Annotated in this window: 12 protein-coding genes and 3 pseudogenes; 7 read left to right on the top strand and 8 right to left on the bottom strand. The window is 60.0% G+C overall.

Going from position 1 to position 14,061, the window contains the following annotated elements:
* Nucleotides 1–30: 30 nt before the first annotated feature.
* From HJB83_RS05530 to HJB83_RS05505, 6 genes and pseudogenes are all read left to right on the top strand, one after another.
* The gene (locus HJB83_RS05530) at nucleotides 31–1,263 is read left to right on the top strand and encodes a 3-methyl-2-oxobutanoate dehydrogenase (2-methylpropanoyl-transferring) subunit alpha (protein ID WP_221131386.1); all 1,233 of its coding nucleotides are present in this window, start codon (nucleotides 31–33) and stop codon (nucleotides 1,261–1,263) included.
* A 1-nt stretch (nucleotide 1,264) separates the two neighbouring features.
* Complete coding sequence (locus HJB83_RS05525; protein WP_221114958.1) at nucleotides 1,265–2,278, top strand: alpha-ketoacid dehydrogenase subunit beta; 1,014 nt, start codon at nucleotides 1,265–1,267, stop codon at nucleotides 2,276–2,278.
* A 3-nt stretch (nucleotides 2,279–2,281) separates the two neighbouring features.
* Nucleotides 2,282–3,517 carry a dihydrolipoamide acetyltransferase family protein gene (locus tag HJB83_RS05520; protein WP_221131385.1) on the top strand — a complete coding sequence of 412 codons (1,236 nt, stop codon included), beginning with the start codon at nucleotides 2,282–2,284 and terminating at the stop codon, nucleotides 3,515–3,517.
* Between the two features lie 3 nt (nucleotides 3,518–3,520).
* Nucleotides 3,521–4,810, top strand: a pseudogene (gene lpdA / locus HJB83_RS05515) (dihydrolipoyl dehydrogenase); the annotation flags it as partial.
* Complete coding sequence (locus HJB83_RS34560) at nucleotides 4,808–5,146, top strand: hypothetical protein (protein ID WP_405049166.1); 339 nt, start codon at nucleotides 4,808–4,810, stop codon at nucleotides 5,144–5,146. The pseudogene lpdA and the gene HJB83_RS34560, both read left to right, overlap by 3 nt.
* A gap of 44 nt (nucleotides 5,147–5,190) precedes the next feature.
* Nucleotides 5,191–5,406 (top strand): annotated as a pseudogene (locus HJB83_RS05505) (ATP-binding protein); the annotation flags it as partial.
* Here HJB83_RS05505 and HJB83_RS05500 read toward each other — a convergent pair.
* The 3 genes and pseudogenes from HJB83_RS05500 to HJB83_RS33985 all read right to left on the bottom strand — a co-directional run.
* Nucleotides 5,353–6,114, bottom strand: a complete 762-nt coding sequence (locus HJB83_RS05500; protein ID WP_207584905.1) for a slipin family protein — start codon at nucleotides 6,112–6,114, stop codon at nucleotides 5,353–5,355. The pseudogene HJB83_RS05505 and the gene HJB83_RS05500 overlap by 54 nt on opposite strands.
* Nucleotides 6,115–6,142: 28 nt before the next feature.
* On the bottom strand, nucleotides 6,143–7,546 hold the full coding sequence (locus tag HJB83_RS05495; protein WP_221131447.1) for a nodulation protein NfeD: 1,404 nt from the start codon (nucleotides 7,544–7,546) through the stop codon (nucleotides 6,143–6,145).
* A gap of 145 nt (nucleotides 7,547–7,691) precedes the next feature.
* Nucleotides 7,692–7,929: pseudogene (locus HJB83_RS33985) on the bottom strand (nucleotidyltransferase); the annotation flags it as partial.
* Between the two features lie 171 nt (nucleotides 7,930–8,100).
* Here HJB83_RS33985 and HJB83_RS05490 point away from each other — a divergent pair.
* A complete protein-coding gene (locus tag HJB83_RS05490; protein ID WP_207584906.1) occupies nucleotides 8,101–8,625 on the top strand; it encodes a tetratricopeptide repeat protein in 525 nt (174 codons plus the stop codon).
* A gap of 113 nt (nucleotides 8,626–8,738) precedes the next feature.
* Here the strand turns inward: HJB83_RS05490 and HJB83_RS05485 are convergent, their stop codons facing one another.
* The 5 genes from HJB83_RS05485 to HJB83_RS05465 all read right to left on the bottom strand — a co-directional run bounded on the left by HJB83_RS05485 (nucleotide 8,739) and on the right by HJB83_RS05465 (nucleotide 14,047).
* Nucleotides 8,739–9,308: a hypothetical protein gene (locus HJB83_RS05485; RefSeq protein ID WP_207584907.1), complete on the bottom strand. Its 570-nt coding sequence runs from the start codon at nucleotides 9,306–9,308 to the stop codon at nucleotides 8,739–8,741.
* Between the two features lie 68 nt (nucleotides 9,309–9,376).
* Entirely contained in the window at nucleotides 9,377–10,681 is a 1,305-nt protein-coding gene (locus tag HJB83_RS05480) for an AAA family ATPase (protein WP_221131384.1), read from the bottom strand.
* Between the two features lie 15 nt (nucleotides 10,682–10,696).
* Nucleotides 10,697–11,641, bottom strand: a complete 945-nt coding sequence (locus tag HJB83_RS05475) for a type II secretion system F family protein (RefSeq protein WP_221131383.1) — start codon at nucleotides 11,639–11,641, stop codon at nucleotides 10,697–10,699.
* 7 nt (nucleotides 11,642–11,648) lie between these two features.
* The gene (locus tag HJB83_RS05470; protein WP_207584910.1) at nucleotides 11,649–12,602 is read right to left on the bottom strand and encodes a type II secretion system F family protein; all 954 of its coding nucleotides are present in this window, start codon (nucleotides 12,600–12,602) and stop codon (nucleotides 11,649–11,651) included.
* Nucleotides 12,599–14,047, bottom strand: a complete 1,449-nt coding sequence (locus HJB83_RS05465) for a CpaF family protein (RefSeq protein WP_207584911.1) — start codon at nucleotides 14,045–14,047, stop codon at nucleotides 12,599–12,601. The genes HJB83_RS05470 and HJB83_RS05465 overlap by 4 nt, the downstream gene beginning before the upstream one ends.
* Nucleotides 14,048–14,061: the final 14 nt, after the last annotated feature.

The raw sequence follows: 14,061 nt of genomic DNA, 5'->3' as shown, positions 1-14,061 counted from the left end.
CATGGCCGGCAAAGGGAGGAATAAAAAAACATGGTGGATTCCGCTCGTTTGAGCCTGCACGTCCCCGAACCCGCCGTCCGCCCGGGCGGCCAGCCCGATTTTTCCAACGTCAAGATCGCCAAGGCTGGTGCCGTGCCGCGGCCGGAGGTGGACGTCGCTTCGGAAGACATCCGCGAGCTCGCCTATTCGATCATCCGCGTGCTGAACCGCGACGGCGAGGCGGTTGGCCCCTGGGCAGGCTCGCTCTCCGACGAGGAACTACTGACCGGGCTTCGCAACATGATGAAGCTGCGTGCCTTCGACACTCGCATGCTGATGGCGCAGCGCCAGGGCAAGACCTCCTTCTACATGCAGCATCTCGGCGAAGAAGCCGTCAGCTGCGCCTTCCGCAAGGCGCTCATCAAGGGAGACATGAATTTCCCGACCTATCGCCAGGCGGGCCTGCTGATTTCAGACGACTATCCGATGGTCGAGATGATGAACCAGATCTACTCGAACGAGAGCGATCCGCTTCGCGGCCGGCAGCTGCCGATCATGTACTCCTCCAAGGAACACGGCTTCTTCACCATCTCCGGCAATCTCGCCACCCAATATGTGCAGGCCGTGGGATGGGCGATGGCCTCGGCGATCAAGAATGACAGCCGCATTGCCGCGGCATGGATCGGCGACGGCTCGACGGCGGAATCGGACTTTCATTCGGCGCTCGTCTTCGCCTCGACCTACAAGGCGCCCGTCATTCTCAACATCGTCAACAATCAATGGGCGATCTCCACCTTTCAAGGCATCGCCCGTGGCGGTTCCGGCACTTTCGCCGCCCGCGGCCTCGGCTTCGGCATTCCGGCGCTGCGCGTCGACGGAAACGACTATCTCGCCGTCCATGCCGTCGCCCGCTGGGCGGCCGAACGCGCCCGGCGCAATCTCGGCCCGACGCTGATCGAATATGTCACCTACCGCGTCGGCGCGCATTCGACCTCCGACGATCCGAGCGCCTATCGGCCGAAGACGGAATCGGAGGCCTGGCCGCTCGGCGATCCCGTGCTGCGGCTGAAGAAACATCTGATCGTCAAGGGCGCGTGGTCGGAGGAGCGGCATGTGCAGGCGGAGGCTGAAATTGCCGACGAGGTGATCGAGGCACAGCGTCAGGCGGAAGCGCATGGCACGCTGCATGCCGGCGGCAGGCCTTCGGTGCGCGACATTTTCGAGGGCGTCTATGCCGAGATGCCGCCGCATATCCGCCGCCAGCGGCAGAAGGCGGGGTACTGACATGGCCAGGATGACGATGATCGAGGCGGTGCGCAGCGCCATGGACGTCTCGATGGCGCGCGACGACGATGTCGTGGTGTTCGGCGAGGATGTCGGCTATTTCGGCGGGGTCTTCCGCAGCACGCAAGGTCTGCAGGCAAAATACGGCAGGACGCGCTGCTTCGATACGCCGATCAGCGAATCCGGCATTGTCGGCACGGCGATCGGCATGGCCGCCTACGGGCTGAAGCCCTGTGTCGAAATCCAGTTCGCCGATTACATGTATCCGGCCTATGACCAGCTGACGCAGGAGGCGGCGCGCATCCGCTACCGTTCCAACGGCGATTTCACCTGCCCGATCGTCGTGCGTATGCCGACCGGCGGCGGCATCTTCGGCGGCCAGACACACAGCCAGAGCCCGGAAGCGCTATTTACCCATGTCTGCGGGCTGAAAGTGATCGTTCCCTCCAATCCCTATGACGCCAAGGGCCTGCTGATCGCGGCGATCGAGGATCCCGACCCCGTCATGTTCCTGGAGCCGAAGCGGCTCTATAACGGCCCCTTCGACGGCCATCACGAGCGGCCGGTGACGCCGTGGTCGAAACATGAGCTGGGAGAGGTGCCCGACGGCCATTACACCATCCCGATCGGCAAGGCCGAAGTGCGGCGCGCCGGGTCTGCGGTGACCGTGGTTGCCTATGGCACGATGGTGCATGTGGCGCTTGCCGCGGCAGACGATGCCGGCATCGATGCCGAGGTGATCGATCTCAGGAGCCTGCTGCCGCTCGATCTCGATACGATCGTCAAATCGGTCACCAAGACGGGCCGTTGCGTCGTCGTGCATGAGGCAACGCTGACCTCCGGCTTTGGCGCCGAGGTTGCGGCACTGGTACAGGAACATTGCTTCTATCATCTCGAAGCGCCGGTGGTGCGCGTCGCCGGCTGGGACACGCCCTATCCGCATGCGCAGGAATGGGACTATTTCCCCGGTCCCGCCCGGGTCGGGCGGGCACTTGCCGAAGTCATGGAGGCCTGAGCCATGGGCGAATTCATCATCAAGATGCCCGATGTCGGGGAAGGGGTGGCCGAGGCCGAGCTGGTGGAATGGCATGTGAAGGCGGGAGATCCGGTCCGCGAGGATATGGTGATCGCCGCCGTCATGACCGACAAGGCCACCGTGGAAATTCCTTCTCCCGTCAACGGCACCGTCATCTGGCTTGCCGGCGAGGTCGGAGACCGGATCGCGGTCAAGGCGCCGCTGGTGCGGATCGAGACGGCGGGCGATGTCGGCGACGGCGACGCCCAGCCCGTGCGGATCTCGCAGACGCCACCTGCCGAAACGACTAAGGTCGAGCTTGCAAAGCCCACTCCGGCAGCGCCGGCCTCTGCGCCAGCGCCGGTTGAAAAGCCGCTTGCCGCGCCCTCCGTGCGGCTGTTTGCCAGGGAAAAGGGGGTGGATCTCAGACAGGTGCAGGGAAGCGGACCGGCCGGCCGCATCCTGCGCGAGGATATCGAGCAATTCCTGACCCTGGGCGCCGCTCCGGCAACGGCAAGGAACGGTTCTGCCAGGAAGACGGCGACCGAGCAGATCAAGCTGACCGGCCTGCGCCGCCGCATCGCCGAAAAAATGGTGCTGTCCACCTCGCGCATCCCCCACATCACCTATGTGGAGGAAGTGGATATGACCGCGCTCGAGGAGTTGCGCGCCACCATGAACGGCGACCGCAGGCCGGATCATCCGAAGCTGACGGTTCTGCCCTTCCTGATGCGGGCGCTGGTCAAGGCCATTTCCGGGCAGCCCGACGTCAACGCCACCTTCGACGACGATGCCGGCATCATCACGCGTCATAGCGCCGTGCATATCGGCATCGCCACGCAGACGCCGGCCGGTCTGACCGTGCCGGTGGTGCGGCATGCGGAAGCGCGCGGCATCTGGGATTGCGCGGCGGAAATGAACCGGCTGGCGGAAGCGGCGCGATCGGGGACGGCGACCCGCGATGAGCTTTTGGGCTCGACCATCACCATCAGCTCGCTGGGCGCTCTCGGCGGCATCGTCTCGACGCCGGTGATCAATCATCCCGAAGTGGCGATCATCGGCGTCAACAAGATCGCCACACGGCCGGTATGGGACGGCGCGCAGTTCGTACCGCGCAAGATGATGAACCTCTCCTCCAGCTTCGATCATCGCATCATCGACGGCTGGGACGCGGCAACCTTCGTGCAGCGCATCCGTACGCTGCTCGAATCGCCCGCGCTCATTTTCATCGAAGGCTGAGCCATGAAAGAAATCGTCTGCAAGCTCCTCGTCATCGGCGCCGGCCCTGGCGGTTATGTCTGCGCCATCCGCGCCGGCCAGCTCGGCGTCGATACGGTCATCGTCGAGGCCGGCAAGCCGGGCGGCACCTGCCTGACGGTCGGCTGCATTCCCTCCAAGGCGTTAATTCATGCGGCCGAGGAATTCGACGCGACGCAAAAGATGCTTGTCGGCAAGAACCCGATGGGCATCCGCGTCGAAGGCGCCTCGATCGATCTTTTGAGGACGATCGCCTGGAAGGACGGCATCGTCGGCCGGCTTACAGGCGGCGTCTCGGGGCTATTACAGAAGGCGCGGGTCAAGATCGTCCATGGCCGGGCCCACTTCCGCGACGGCAAGACGGTGGAGGTGGAGACGGAGACCGGCCAGCAGATCATCCGCGCCGAGACCGTGGTGATTGCCACCGGTTCCGATCCGGTGGAGCTTGCCAACCTGCCGTTCGACGGCCGCGTGATCTCCTCGACGGAGGCGCTGTCGCTGACGGAGCTGCCGAAAAAACTTGTCGTCGTCGGCGGCGGTTATATCGGGCTGGAGCTTGGCACGGCCTTTTCCAAGATGGGATCGGAGGTGACGGTGGTCGAGGCAACGCCACAGGTGCTGCCATTATATGATGCCGAGCTGGTGCGGCCCGTCATGCGCAAGCTGACCGAAAGCGGCGTCCGGGTGTTGACAGGTGCGAAGGCGATCGGCCTTGCCGATAATGGCGAGACATTGATCGTCGAAACATCCGATGGCCGGCGAGAGAGCCTGCCGGCGGACCGCATCCTCGTTACCGTCGGCCGCCGCCCGAGGACGGCAGGCTCCGGTCTCGAAGAGCTCGATCTCGATCGCGCCGGCCCTTATCTCAGGATCGACGATCGCTGCCGCACCTCCATGCGCGGCATCTATGCGATCGGCGACGTCACCGGCGAGCCGATGCTGGCCCATCGGGCGATGGCGCAAGGCGAGATGGTAGCCGAGATCATCGCCGGCAAGAAGCGGGCCTGGGACAAGCGCTGCATTCCCGCCATCTGCTTTACCGATCCGGAGATTGTCAGCGCCGGCCTCTCGCCGGCGGAGGCGCAGGCGCAGGGCTATCAAATCCGCACCGGCCAGTTTCCGTTCAGCGCCAACGGACGGGCGATGACCATGCTGTCGGAGGAGGGCTTCGTGCGCGTCGTCGCCCGCGCCGACACCAATCTCGTTCTCGGCCTGCAGGCGGTGGGAGCAGGGGTCTCCGAACTCTCGGCGGCCTTTGCGCTGGCGATCGAAATGGGNATTGTCAGCGCCGGCCTCTCGCCGGCGGAGGCGCAGGCGCAGGGCTATCAAATCCGCACCGGCCAGTTTCCGTTCAGCGCCAACGGACGGGCGATGACCATGCTGTCGGAGGAGGGCTTCGTGCGCGTCGTCGCCCGCGCCGACACCAATCTCGTTCTCGGCCTGCAGGCGGTGGGAGCAGGGGTCTCCGAACTCTCGGCGGCCTTTGCGCTGGCGATCGAAATGGGTGCGCGCCTGGAAGATATTGCCGGCACCATCCACGCCCATCCGACCCGCAGTGAAGCAGTCATGGAGGCGGCGCTGAAAGCTTTGGGAAGCGCTTTGCACATCTGAGCCGAGCTGACCAAGACCACGGGGTGGCGGTGTTCCGCCGGACCTACCAGCTTCTCATCATCGATGAGCTGGGCTTCGTGCCGCTCTCCAAGACCGGTGCGCTACTCGATCGTATCACCCACCACGTCAACATCCTCGAGATGAATGGCGACAGCTATCGTCTCGCGCAAAGTCGCGCCCGACGGAGCACCGCCAGAGCCGTTCGATCACTTCGGCTTAATGGCCATCAGATTGCCGAACTCCATCGGGAAGGGGAATAAAATCGTCGAAGTCTTCTCGCTGGCGATGACGTTCAAAGTGCTCAAGTAACGAAGTTGCATCGCCTCCGGCTGCCTGGCCAAAATTTCGGCCGCTTCTAGTAGCTTCGCTGCAGCTTGCTGTTCGCCCTCGGCATTAATGATCTTTGCGCGGCGTTCGCGTTCGGCTTCCGCTTGGCGAGCAATTGCACGAACCATCGACTCGTTGATATCCACATGTTTGATCTCGACAGTGGCTACTTTAATTCCCCAAGCATCCGTCTGAGTGTCAAGGATTTCCTGAATATCCGAGTTGAGCCTGTCACGTTCTGCCAGCATCTCATCGAGGTCGTGCTTGCCGAGCACGGAGCGCAACGTCGTCTGGGCAAGCTGGCTTGTTGCCATCATGAAATCCTCGACCTGGATGGTCGACTTCTCGGGGTCAATAACCCTGAAATAGATCACCGCGCTGACACGAACCGAGACATTGTCATGTGAGATGACGTCCTGGCTAGGGACATCGAGTACGCGCGTGCGCAAGTCGACCCGCATCATCTGCTGGACATAGGGGATGAGCAGAATCAAGCCGGGTCCCTTGACTCCGGTAAAGCGGCCAAGTGTGAACACGACGCCGCGTTCGTATTCCCTCAGGATTTTAACCGCGGATGCGAGGATGGCGACCAAAATGACGATGGCCACCAAATAGAAGGCAAGATCTGCAAACATATCCATGACTTCTCCTCCTGCTTGCTGAGTGCCGTTAAGTGTCCTTAGGACGGCTGGCGACCTCGAGCGCCAGCCCATTGCGGCCGGTCACGCTGACAGGGTCACCGGCAACAAGTGGTTCGGCGGAAACCGCCTTCCAGCGTTCGCCATGTGCGATGACATACCCCGTGAGCCCCATCCAGCTCTCAACTTTACCGGAAATGCCAATCATCTGCTCTGCACCGGTGGCAACCCGGCGCAAGCGCGAGGTGAACGCCAGGCGAGCAACGACAAGGCTAAAAGCAAGAGCAGCAAATGCAATTGCGCCCAGTAGGGCGCGCGACACTTCCAGGCCGGGTATATCGGTATCAAACAAAATGGTTGCTCCCAGGATCACGGCTACCCCGCCGCCAATGCCGAAAGCGCCGAAGCTTGGCGAATGCGCCTCAGCCACAGTCAATCCCACGCCGAGGAAAATAAGCCCAAGGCCGGCAAAACTCACCGGCAGCAATGCCAGGGCATAGAGACCAAGGAGGAGGCAGATGCCGCCGATCGTGCCAGGAAGCATTGTCCCAGGTGCGAGAAATTCGAAGATCAGGCCATAGATCCCGACCATCATCAGGATGATTGCGATGTTCGGATCGGTAATGACGGAAAGCAGGCGCGTGCGCCAGTCGGGCTCGAATTCCTGCACGACTAAACCGGAGGTATCGAGCCGGGCGTCCGTTTGACCGACCCGCACCACCTGCCCTTGTGCCTTTGCAAGGAGATCGTTGACATCAACTGCCGTGAAATCGATGGCATGTTCGCGCACTGCCGCAGTGGATGAAAGGCTCGCAGCTTCGCGCACGGCACGCTCTGCCCAGTCGGCGTTGCGATTGCGCAATTCCGCAAGCCCGCGAATGTAAGCGACTGCGTCGTTAACGGCTTTTGCTTCGCTGGCATTGCCCGGAGCTTCTGCCTGCTTGTCACTAGGTTCGCCCGGCTTCTTTTCGGGTTCCGCATCACCGCCGAAAGGCTTTACGCTGAGCGCGATTGGTGTCGCCGCACCTAGATTGGTCCCAGGCGCCATTGCCGCAATGTGGCTTGCGTAGAGAATATAGGTGCCGGCGCTGGCAGCCCGTGCCCCGCTCGGTGCGACGAAGCCCGCGACAGGCACTGGTGAGGCAAGGATCGCGCGAATGATTTCCCGCATGGAGGTGTCAAGACCACCTGGTGTGTCCATTTGCAGAATGACCAAGACCGCTCCACGTTCGCCAGCACGCTGAATGCCTCGTACCACGTAGTCAGCTATCGCAGGCCCAATGGCGCCGTTCACCTTGAGGACGACAGCAACGCGGCTGGACGCCGACGGTGCGACGAAGCCCAAGGCTGAGAACAGCAAAAACAACAAAGTGAAGATTGGCGGTTGCCATCGCCAACACCTTAATCCGCGCGTGACAATCTGCGGAACGTACATAATATTTAATATATGTCGGAAATTACAAAGAAAAAGAAGAGGTGTCTCAGGATTTCCGAACAAGCGAAGAACGCCAACCTCAAGGCTTCGCTTGCACGGTTAGTTTAACTGAATGGTACGTACAAAAGGCATTCACACAACGCTGCTACCCGCTATTCCGCGCAAGGATCGCCAGATACTCGGAGCACACCGTGTCGACCAGTCCAAGCAATGAGGCATTGCTCTCCAAGCCGGGCGAGAGCCTCCTCGCCGATCTCAAAATGCCTGGAATACCGCGCCTTAACATATGCCTCGTTCAGCGTGTTGAACCATACGCGCTCTCGATGCTGGTCGCGGGGAAAGGCATCGGCGAGATGTCAGTCCTGTTCCTCGGCGAGCTCGCGCCGTGTGGATCGTTGGCGTTTATCACTCTGGCGCATTCCGGCGGATACCGCGTTTGTCGCTTTTTTGCGACTATTTGCTCAAATTCTTGAGTTGTTAGCTTTTTTTTACGATGATTTCCGGTGAACGCATCCGAATTTTAGGCAAGAATGTCTGATGGGGGATCAAGTTGAATGTTGCAGATCAGAGCTGGGACTAAATGCATTGCGTTTTTGATAGCGACCGGAGCAATTTTAGCCGGTTGCCAGTCATCCAGCGTTGATGGTCTCGCTGCTTTTGGCGATAGTGCAAAGACCCTCGAGGATGATTCAGCCGTCGCCTTCTATAAGAACGACGAGTTGATAACCACCGGAAAACTGCAGTTTCAGGAAAAGAACTACGGAAAATCTTACGCCATCTACAAGCGAGCGGTTGACGTTTTTCCGGAAGATCCGGCCGCTTGGCTGGGCTTAGCAGCCTCGGCCGACATGGTTGCCCGCTTTGATACGTCCGACCGCGCCTACCAGCAACTCTCGCGAATGATCGGCAACACCCCGGTCTACTACAACAATATCGGATATTCTCACCTTTTACGCGGTGACTTGCGCGTTGCCAGAGGGTATTTCCTGAAAGCCTATGAGCTTGATCCCGGAAACGAAGTCACTGCCCGTAATCTCGAATTGATGAAGAATAGCGCGAATTTCGCTCAGCGGGGATAGGTTCCTTCAGCGATCGTCTGGGTCGAGATTAGCGCCCTTGCCGCATTGCGAGCATCGGGCCGCGCCCCTTGCCGCGTCCAGCGATTGCCTTGGAGATTTCGCTGAGGTCGTTGTTATCGTGCCTTCCGAAGTATGAGCTGGCCTTCCGGCGAGAGTGTTCGTTCGTAACGCGGCAGGTCACTGACAGCAATGCCCCCGGCTTCGATGGACGCAAGACTGCTATTTTGAGTTTCCGCTGGCAGGGCACCGCGCGATGGTGCGAAAAATTGTGCTGGTTCCTTGCCGGGCGCGCTCAGGACCAAAGCTGAACCCATGCGTGTACCGCTTGTGACGTTACCCATCCGTTCATTCATCGAAAGAATCGCCTTTTGGAGGCTATCCATCTCCTGGCGGATAACGGCGAGTTCGTCGGCCTTGGCATTGCTTGCGATATTGCCCGACTGCTTTTCCATTTGTCCTCTCAGGCCATCGATGGACCTTTTAAGCGCGGCCATGGTCTCGCGGCTCTCGCGAACATCCGCTGAGTTTTTGGCAGTATAGATGAGAACGCCAGCACTCATAGGCAAGAGCATTAGGACAAGACCGACGAGGAGCGGGCTTTTTGAGCCTCTCTGCTCAATTACTCGCATATTGCTTGGTCTCGCGCCGCCTACTTCGCCGTCGATATTCGGGATGCTGGTCATTCGTTTCACTCCCCGTAAGTCGTTAATTGGATAGATTCAGGACTCCGTGCTTAGCGCGAAGTCCGCAATCATCCAGACGTGAATACACCTTCCCACGCCCGTTCGAGCATATCGAGCGACGCGATTCTTTCTACACCGTTGAATTCGCAGTAGGAATCGACGAAATCCAAAAGATATTTCGGATGATAGCAAGACGCTAGTACATCGCCATTGTACTTGCGATCGTAGAACAGGTTCAGGTCCGGATCACAGACAACCAATCCACTGCCGCTGGCATACGATCTGAAAATTCTGATATATTCGTCGCGCGACGGAGTGTTCACAAAGATCTTATACTTGAGGCGCCGCAAGCCCGCTTCGTCGGAAAGGTCCCTCGGTGCGATATTCGTCGAAAATACGACCAGCTCGTCAAAGGGAACCCTGAACTTCTTGCCGGTATGCAGCGTCAGGAAGTCATATCCGCGCTCGAGCGGCACGATCCAGCGATTGATGAGCGCCTGCGGCGCCACTTGCTGGCGCCCGAAGTCGTCGATGATGAAAACGCCGCCGGACGCCTTCAAGTGTATGGGCGCTTCATAGACATTCGGTCCGTCGTTGAAGGTGAGATCGAGCTGATCGAGGGTTAATTCCCCGCCCGTCTTGATCACCGGACGGCGGCATTCGATCCATCGTTGATCCCCTTTCGGATAGGATTCTGCGTCAGACTCCGACAATGGGTGATGTACTGCCTCGTCATAGAAACTGATGACATGGCCGCCGACCTCGATGGCATAAGGCACCCATATTGTTTGGCGAAACAGCTGCGACGTCCGCTCGGCGATGCTTGTCTTTCCGTTTCCGGCGGGTCCGTAAAGCAGGATAGAGCGACCGGAGTTCAGGGCCGGCCCGAGTTTTTCGACCAAGGCGTCTGCGAGCACCAGCCCATCAAGGCTCTCGGTCAGCCGCTCCGGTGTCACGCGCTCGTGATGGATGGACTGCAAACCCACTTGTCGGCAGAACGCGTCCAGCGACACCGGCGCGGGCCCGATATACTGGCATTGACGCGAGGCCGCGTAGGCATATTCGAACCCCTTCATTGAAAGCGCATATCGAATATCGGATCTCACATCCTCACCAGCCAGGCCGCGAGCCTCGAGGTATGCAAGTTTCACGAGTTCCTTGATAAGGATGTTGACGATCACCTTCGGCAGTTTCATGCGCGCAGCCAGATGAGATGCCGTGATTGTATCCTGCTCGGCCGCACATTTTGACGCCAGCCGAAGCAGGAACGACGAATCCAGTCCGGCTTGTTCTATGCTTGCCGGTGCGATCGGCATTCGCGGGTCGAGGGAAATGATGGCATCGTTACGATTCTGTTCGAGCGAATACTGCATACGACCTCGCTTGGCTCAACCGCCGGGTTTCATGCTGACGAGAAGACTGACGACACGGATAACAATGGGAACGAGAACGATGACGAGGCTTACCGGAAAAAGGAACGCGCCGAGCGGCAGCAGCATCTTGACCGGCAGGGCGTTTGCCTTTTCCTCCGCGCGAACAATGCGGACGTCGCGCATTTCCTTGCTGTAGACCCGGAGCGTCTGCGTTACGCTCGTCCCGAGTTCCTCCGATTGGCGGAACAGAACGGAAAGGGACCGGGCCTCGTCAATCCTTAGGCGGGTGGCAAGGTTGGCGAGCGACTCGCGCAATCGCCGGCCGCCCCGCACTTCCAGCATCATGATCGAGAGATGCAGGCCGAAGTCCTGCTGCTTGCTAACGAATTCTCGGGCAACACGGTTCGCCGCCGCCTCGATGCTCATCCCCGCATCGAGGCAGACGATCAGCATATCCATAAAATCGGGAAAGAGGCGGCGGTACTCCCTCTCTTTGGCGGCGCCACGCCGGTCGATATAGATGTTGACGAGAATAAAGGTCGCACCCGCAGCAAACATGGCAATGATCAGGGTCGCGATCTGCGACATGTCCGGCGCGACCCGGTTTGCGGCCCAGACCGCCGCGACGAGCACGCTGATACAGACGACCGCGCGAACCACCTGGAAGGTGGTTACGGCGCCGGCAGCGAAATACCCCGCTCGAATCAGCCGGTTCTGGGTGGAGTTCACATTGGTGTCACGTCGCGTAATTTCGAAATAGCGACGGATCAGGCGGTTTTCCGCCTCGCCGAGATCGGCAATCGTCGTATCGCCAAGGTGGACCTCCTCGCCGGCCGCCGCCGAGCTCTTCGACACCCGAACCGAGACCTCGCGCTGCCGAAAAAACAACTCCGATGCTGCTGCAGAGAAGATCAGCACTGCAAAGAAGACGATGAGGTAGATTCCATACTCACTCGACATGACCGCCTCAGTACTCGAAGTTGACCATCTTGTAGAGAATGACATTCCCGATGGCCATGACGGCCAACAAAACGCTCACCACGGTGGTTCCGTGGCCGCTATCCCAGACAGGATCGAAGTAGGTCGGCGACAACGCCTTGATCATCGCGTAGAGCAGAAACGGATAGACCGACATGAAGATCGCCGTGATGCGTCCTTCCGAGGAAATCGCCCTGACCTTTGCCCTGAGCATTGTCCGGTCTCGCAGCGTCTTCGAAAGGTTCTGCAAGATCTCCACCAGATTGCCGCCGGTTCCCGCCTGTACGCTCAACGATATCGCAAGCAGGTTCAGATCCTCGACGCCGACCCGGTCCGTCAAGTTCACAAGGGCGTCGTCCAGTGTAACGCCGTAGGTGAGTTCATCCGAGAGGAGGCCGAATTCGGTGCCGATCGGATCAGGCATCTCGCGTGCCACCAAAGCAATCGCCGCCGGCAGCGGGTGGCCGGCGGCCAAGCTGCGATTGGCGACATCGAGCGCTTCAGGAAGCTTCAGTTCGAATTTCTTCATGCGGCGCGCCCGAGCGCGCCAGACGACGAGTGCGGGGATGAGGAGGCAAATCAGGAGAAAGACCGGCACTCTAAGCAGAGTGCTCGGCACGAGGAACTGAACGACCAGCCACGTCAAGAGTGCGCCCGCGATTGTGAAGAGAGCAAATCGCCTTGCATCGAACTTAATTCCCGACTGGGCGTAGAACTGCAGCAGCCGCTGCATCATGGGGGTTTGCCGCCAACTGCCGCCGACACCGCGCTCCTTGAGCATGTCGCTATAGGTCTTACGATGATCATCGCTGACCTCGAGCAAGCTCAGCCGATGGTTTACAGCGCGGTGGCGTTCGGATGTCTTGAAGTAGCCGCGCATTATCGCTTCGACAGCAACAAGGGCCGCGGTGAAAACGGCCGCGTAAAGCAGAGTCAGGCTCATTGAACAGGTCCCGTTTGCAGCGGTTTACCGGGATCAAAAATCGTCCCGGGGATCTCGATCCCGAGTTCGGCAAATTCCTCGACGAACCGCGGCCGAATGCCGGTGGCGCGGAATTCTCCATGGATCCGCCCGCCTTCATCGGTGCCGAGTTTCTTGAATTTCATAATCTCCTGCATCTGCAGGACTTCGCCCTCCATGCCGGTGATCTCGGAAATCGAGACAATCTTGCGACTGCCGTCGCTCAGGCGCTGGACCTGCACGATGATGGTGATGGCGGACGAGATCTGCGAGCGAATGCTCAACTGCGACATCGGCATCCCCGCCATGCCGACCATCTGCTCAAGCCGACCGACAGCGTCGCGGGGCGTATTGGCGTGAATGGTCGTCATCGACCCCTCATGACCGGTATTCATCGCCTGCAGCATGTCGAACGCCTCGTCGCCGCGTACTTCGCCGACGATAATGCGGTCGGGACGCATGCGTAGGGCATTTTTCAAGAGTTCGCGCTGGCGGATCTCGTTGCGTCCGTCGAGCGTCGGCGGTCGAGTTTCCAAACGCCCGACATGTGGCTGCTGCAGTTGAAGCTCGGCCGCATCCTCGATGGTGATCAGGCGCTCCTTTGGAGAGATCTGCGACGAGAGAGCGTTGAGCAAGGTGGTCTTGCCAGAACCGGTGCCGCCTGAAATGACCATGGACACTTTGCCCTTGACCGCGGCGCTAAGAAGGATGCGCATCGCATCGGCCATGGCACCATATTGCACGAGGCGCTCCATTGTCAGCGGCTTGCGGGTGAATTTGCGAATGGAAACGAGCGGACCATCGACCGAGATCGGCCTGATGGCGACGTTGACACGCGAGCCATCCTTGAGGCGGGCGTCAACCATCGGCGTTGACTCGTCGACGCGACGGCCGACTGCCGAGACGATCTTGTTGATCACCCGAAGTAGATGGTCCTCGTCTTTGAACCGCACGGCGGTGCTCTCGAGCTTGCCGCTCCGCTCGACATAGACGCTGTTGTAGCCGTTGATGAGAATATCTGCGATTGTGTCGTCGGCCAGCAACGGCTCGATCGGTCCTAGCCCGAGCATCTCGTGGGTGATATCGCGGATCAGATCATTGATTTCCTTGGCATTCAGCGGAAAGTTGTTACTCCGGATATAGTCCTTGACCAACGGCCGGATCTCGGTGGCGATCTCCTCGTTGTCGAGCGTGTCGAGGATCCCGAGGTTGATACGATCGAGCAGGTAGCGGTGCAGATTGACCCGCTCGGAAACCATGTCCGGCCCGAGCGAAGCCTCTTCGCCACTCGCCGTGGCGCTGCCAGAGGCCGGTTGGGCAGGCGTATTCTGAACTGCGGCGGCTAAAGACAGTTCGGCCGCCTCCAGATGTTCCCGGCTTTCCGGCTCCCGCTGCTTGTAGAAACGCCCCATGATGCCGTTCGCCATGCTTCCCACCCCTG

This window comes from Rhizobium sp. NZLR11, from assembly GCF_019685115.1.
Classification (GTDB): domain Bacteria; phylum Pseudomonadota; class Alphaproteobacteria; order Rhizobiales; family Rhizobiaceae; genus Rhizobium.
The sequence above is the reverse complement of the archived record's forward strand: the minus strand, read 5'-3'. Positions and strand labels throughout refer to the sequence as shown.

What these genes read in the sequence shown, in the direction of transcription:
- HJB83_RS05530 (WP_221131386.1), top strand. Translation starts at nt 31, where the DNA reads ATGGTGGATTCCGCTCGTTTGAGCCTGCACGTCCCCGAACCCGCCGTC.
- HJB83_RS05525 (WP_221114958.1), top strand. Translation starts at nt 1,265, where the DNA reads ATGGCCAGGATGACGATGATCGAGGCGGTGCGCAGCGCCATGGACGTC.
- HJB83_RS05520 (WP_221131385.1), top strand. Translation starts at nt 2,282, where the DNA reads ATGGGCGAATTCATCATCAAGATGCCCGATGTCGGGGAAGGGGTGGCC.
- HJB83_RS05500 (WP_207584905.1), bottom strand. Translation starts at nt 6,114, where the DNA reads ATGGATATGTTTGCAGATCTTGCCTTCTATTTGGTGGCCATCGTCATT.
- HJB83_RS05495 (WP_221131447.1), bottom strand. Translation starts at nt 7,546, where the DNA reads ATGTACGTTCCGCAGATTGTCACGCGCGGATTAAGGTGTTGGCGATGG.
- HJB83_RS05490 (WP_207584906.1), top strand. Translation starts at nt 8,101, where the DNA reads ATGTTGCAGATCAGAGCTGGGACTAAATGCATTGCGTTTTTGATAGCG.
- HJB83_RS05485 (WP_207584907.1), bottom strand. Translation starts at nt 9,308, where the DNA reads ATGACCAGCATCCCGAATATCGACGGCGAAGTAGGCGGCGCGAGACCA.
- HJB83_RS05480 (WP_221131384.1), bottom strand. Translation starts at nt 10,681, where the DNA reads ATGCAGTATTCGCTCGAACAGAATCGTAACGATGCCATCATTTCCCTC.
- HJB83_RS05475 (WP_221131383.1), bottom strand. Translation starts at nt 11,641, where the DNA reads ATGTCGAGTGAGTATGGAATCTACCTCATCGTCTTCTTTGCAGTGCTG.
- HJB83_RS05470 (WP_207584910.1), bottom strand. Translation starts at nt 12,602, where the DNA reads ATGAGCCTGACTCTGCTTTACGCGGCCGTTTTCACCGCGGCCCTTGTT.
- HJB83_RS05465 (WP_207584911.1), bottom strand. Translation starts at nt 14,047, where the DNA reads ATGGCGAACGGCATCATGGGGCGTTTCTACAAGCAGCGGGAGCCGGAA.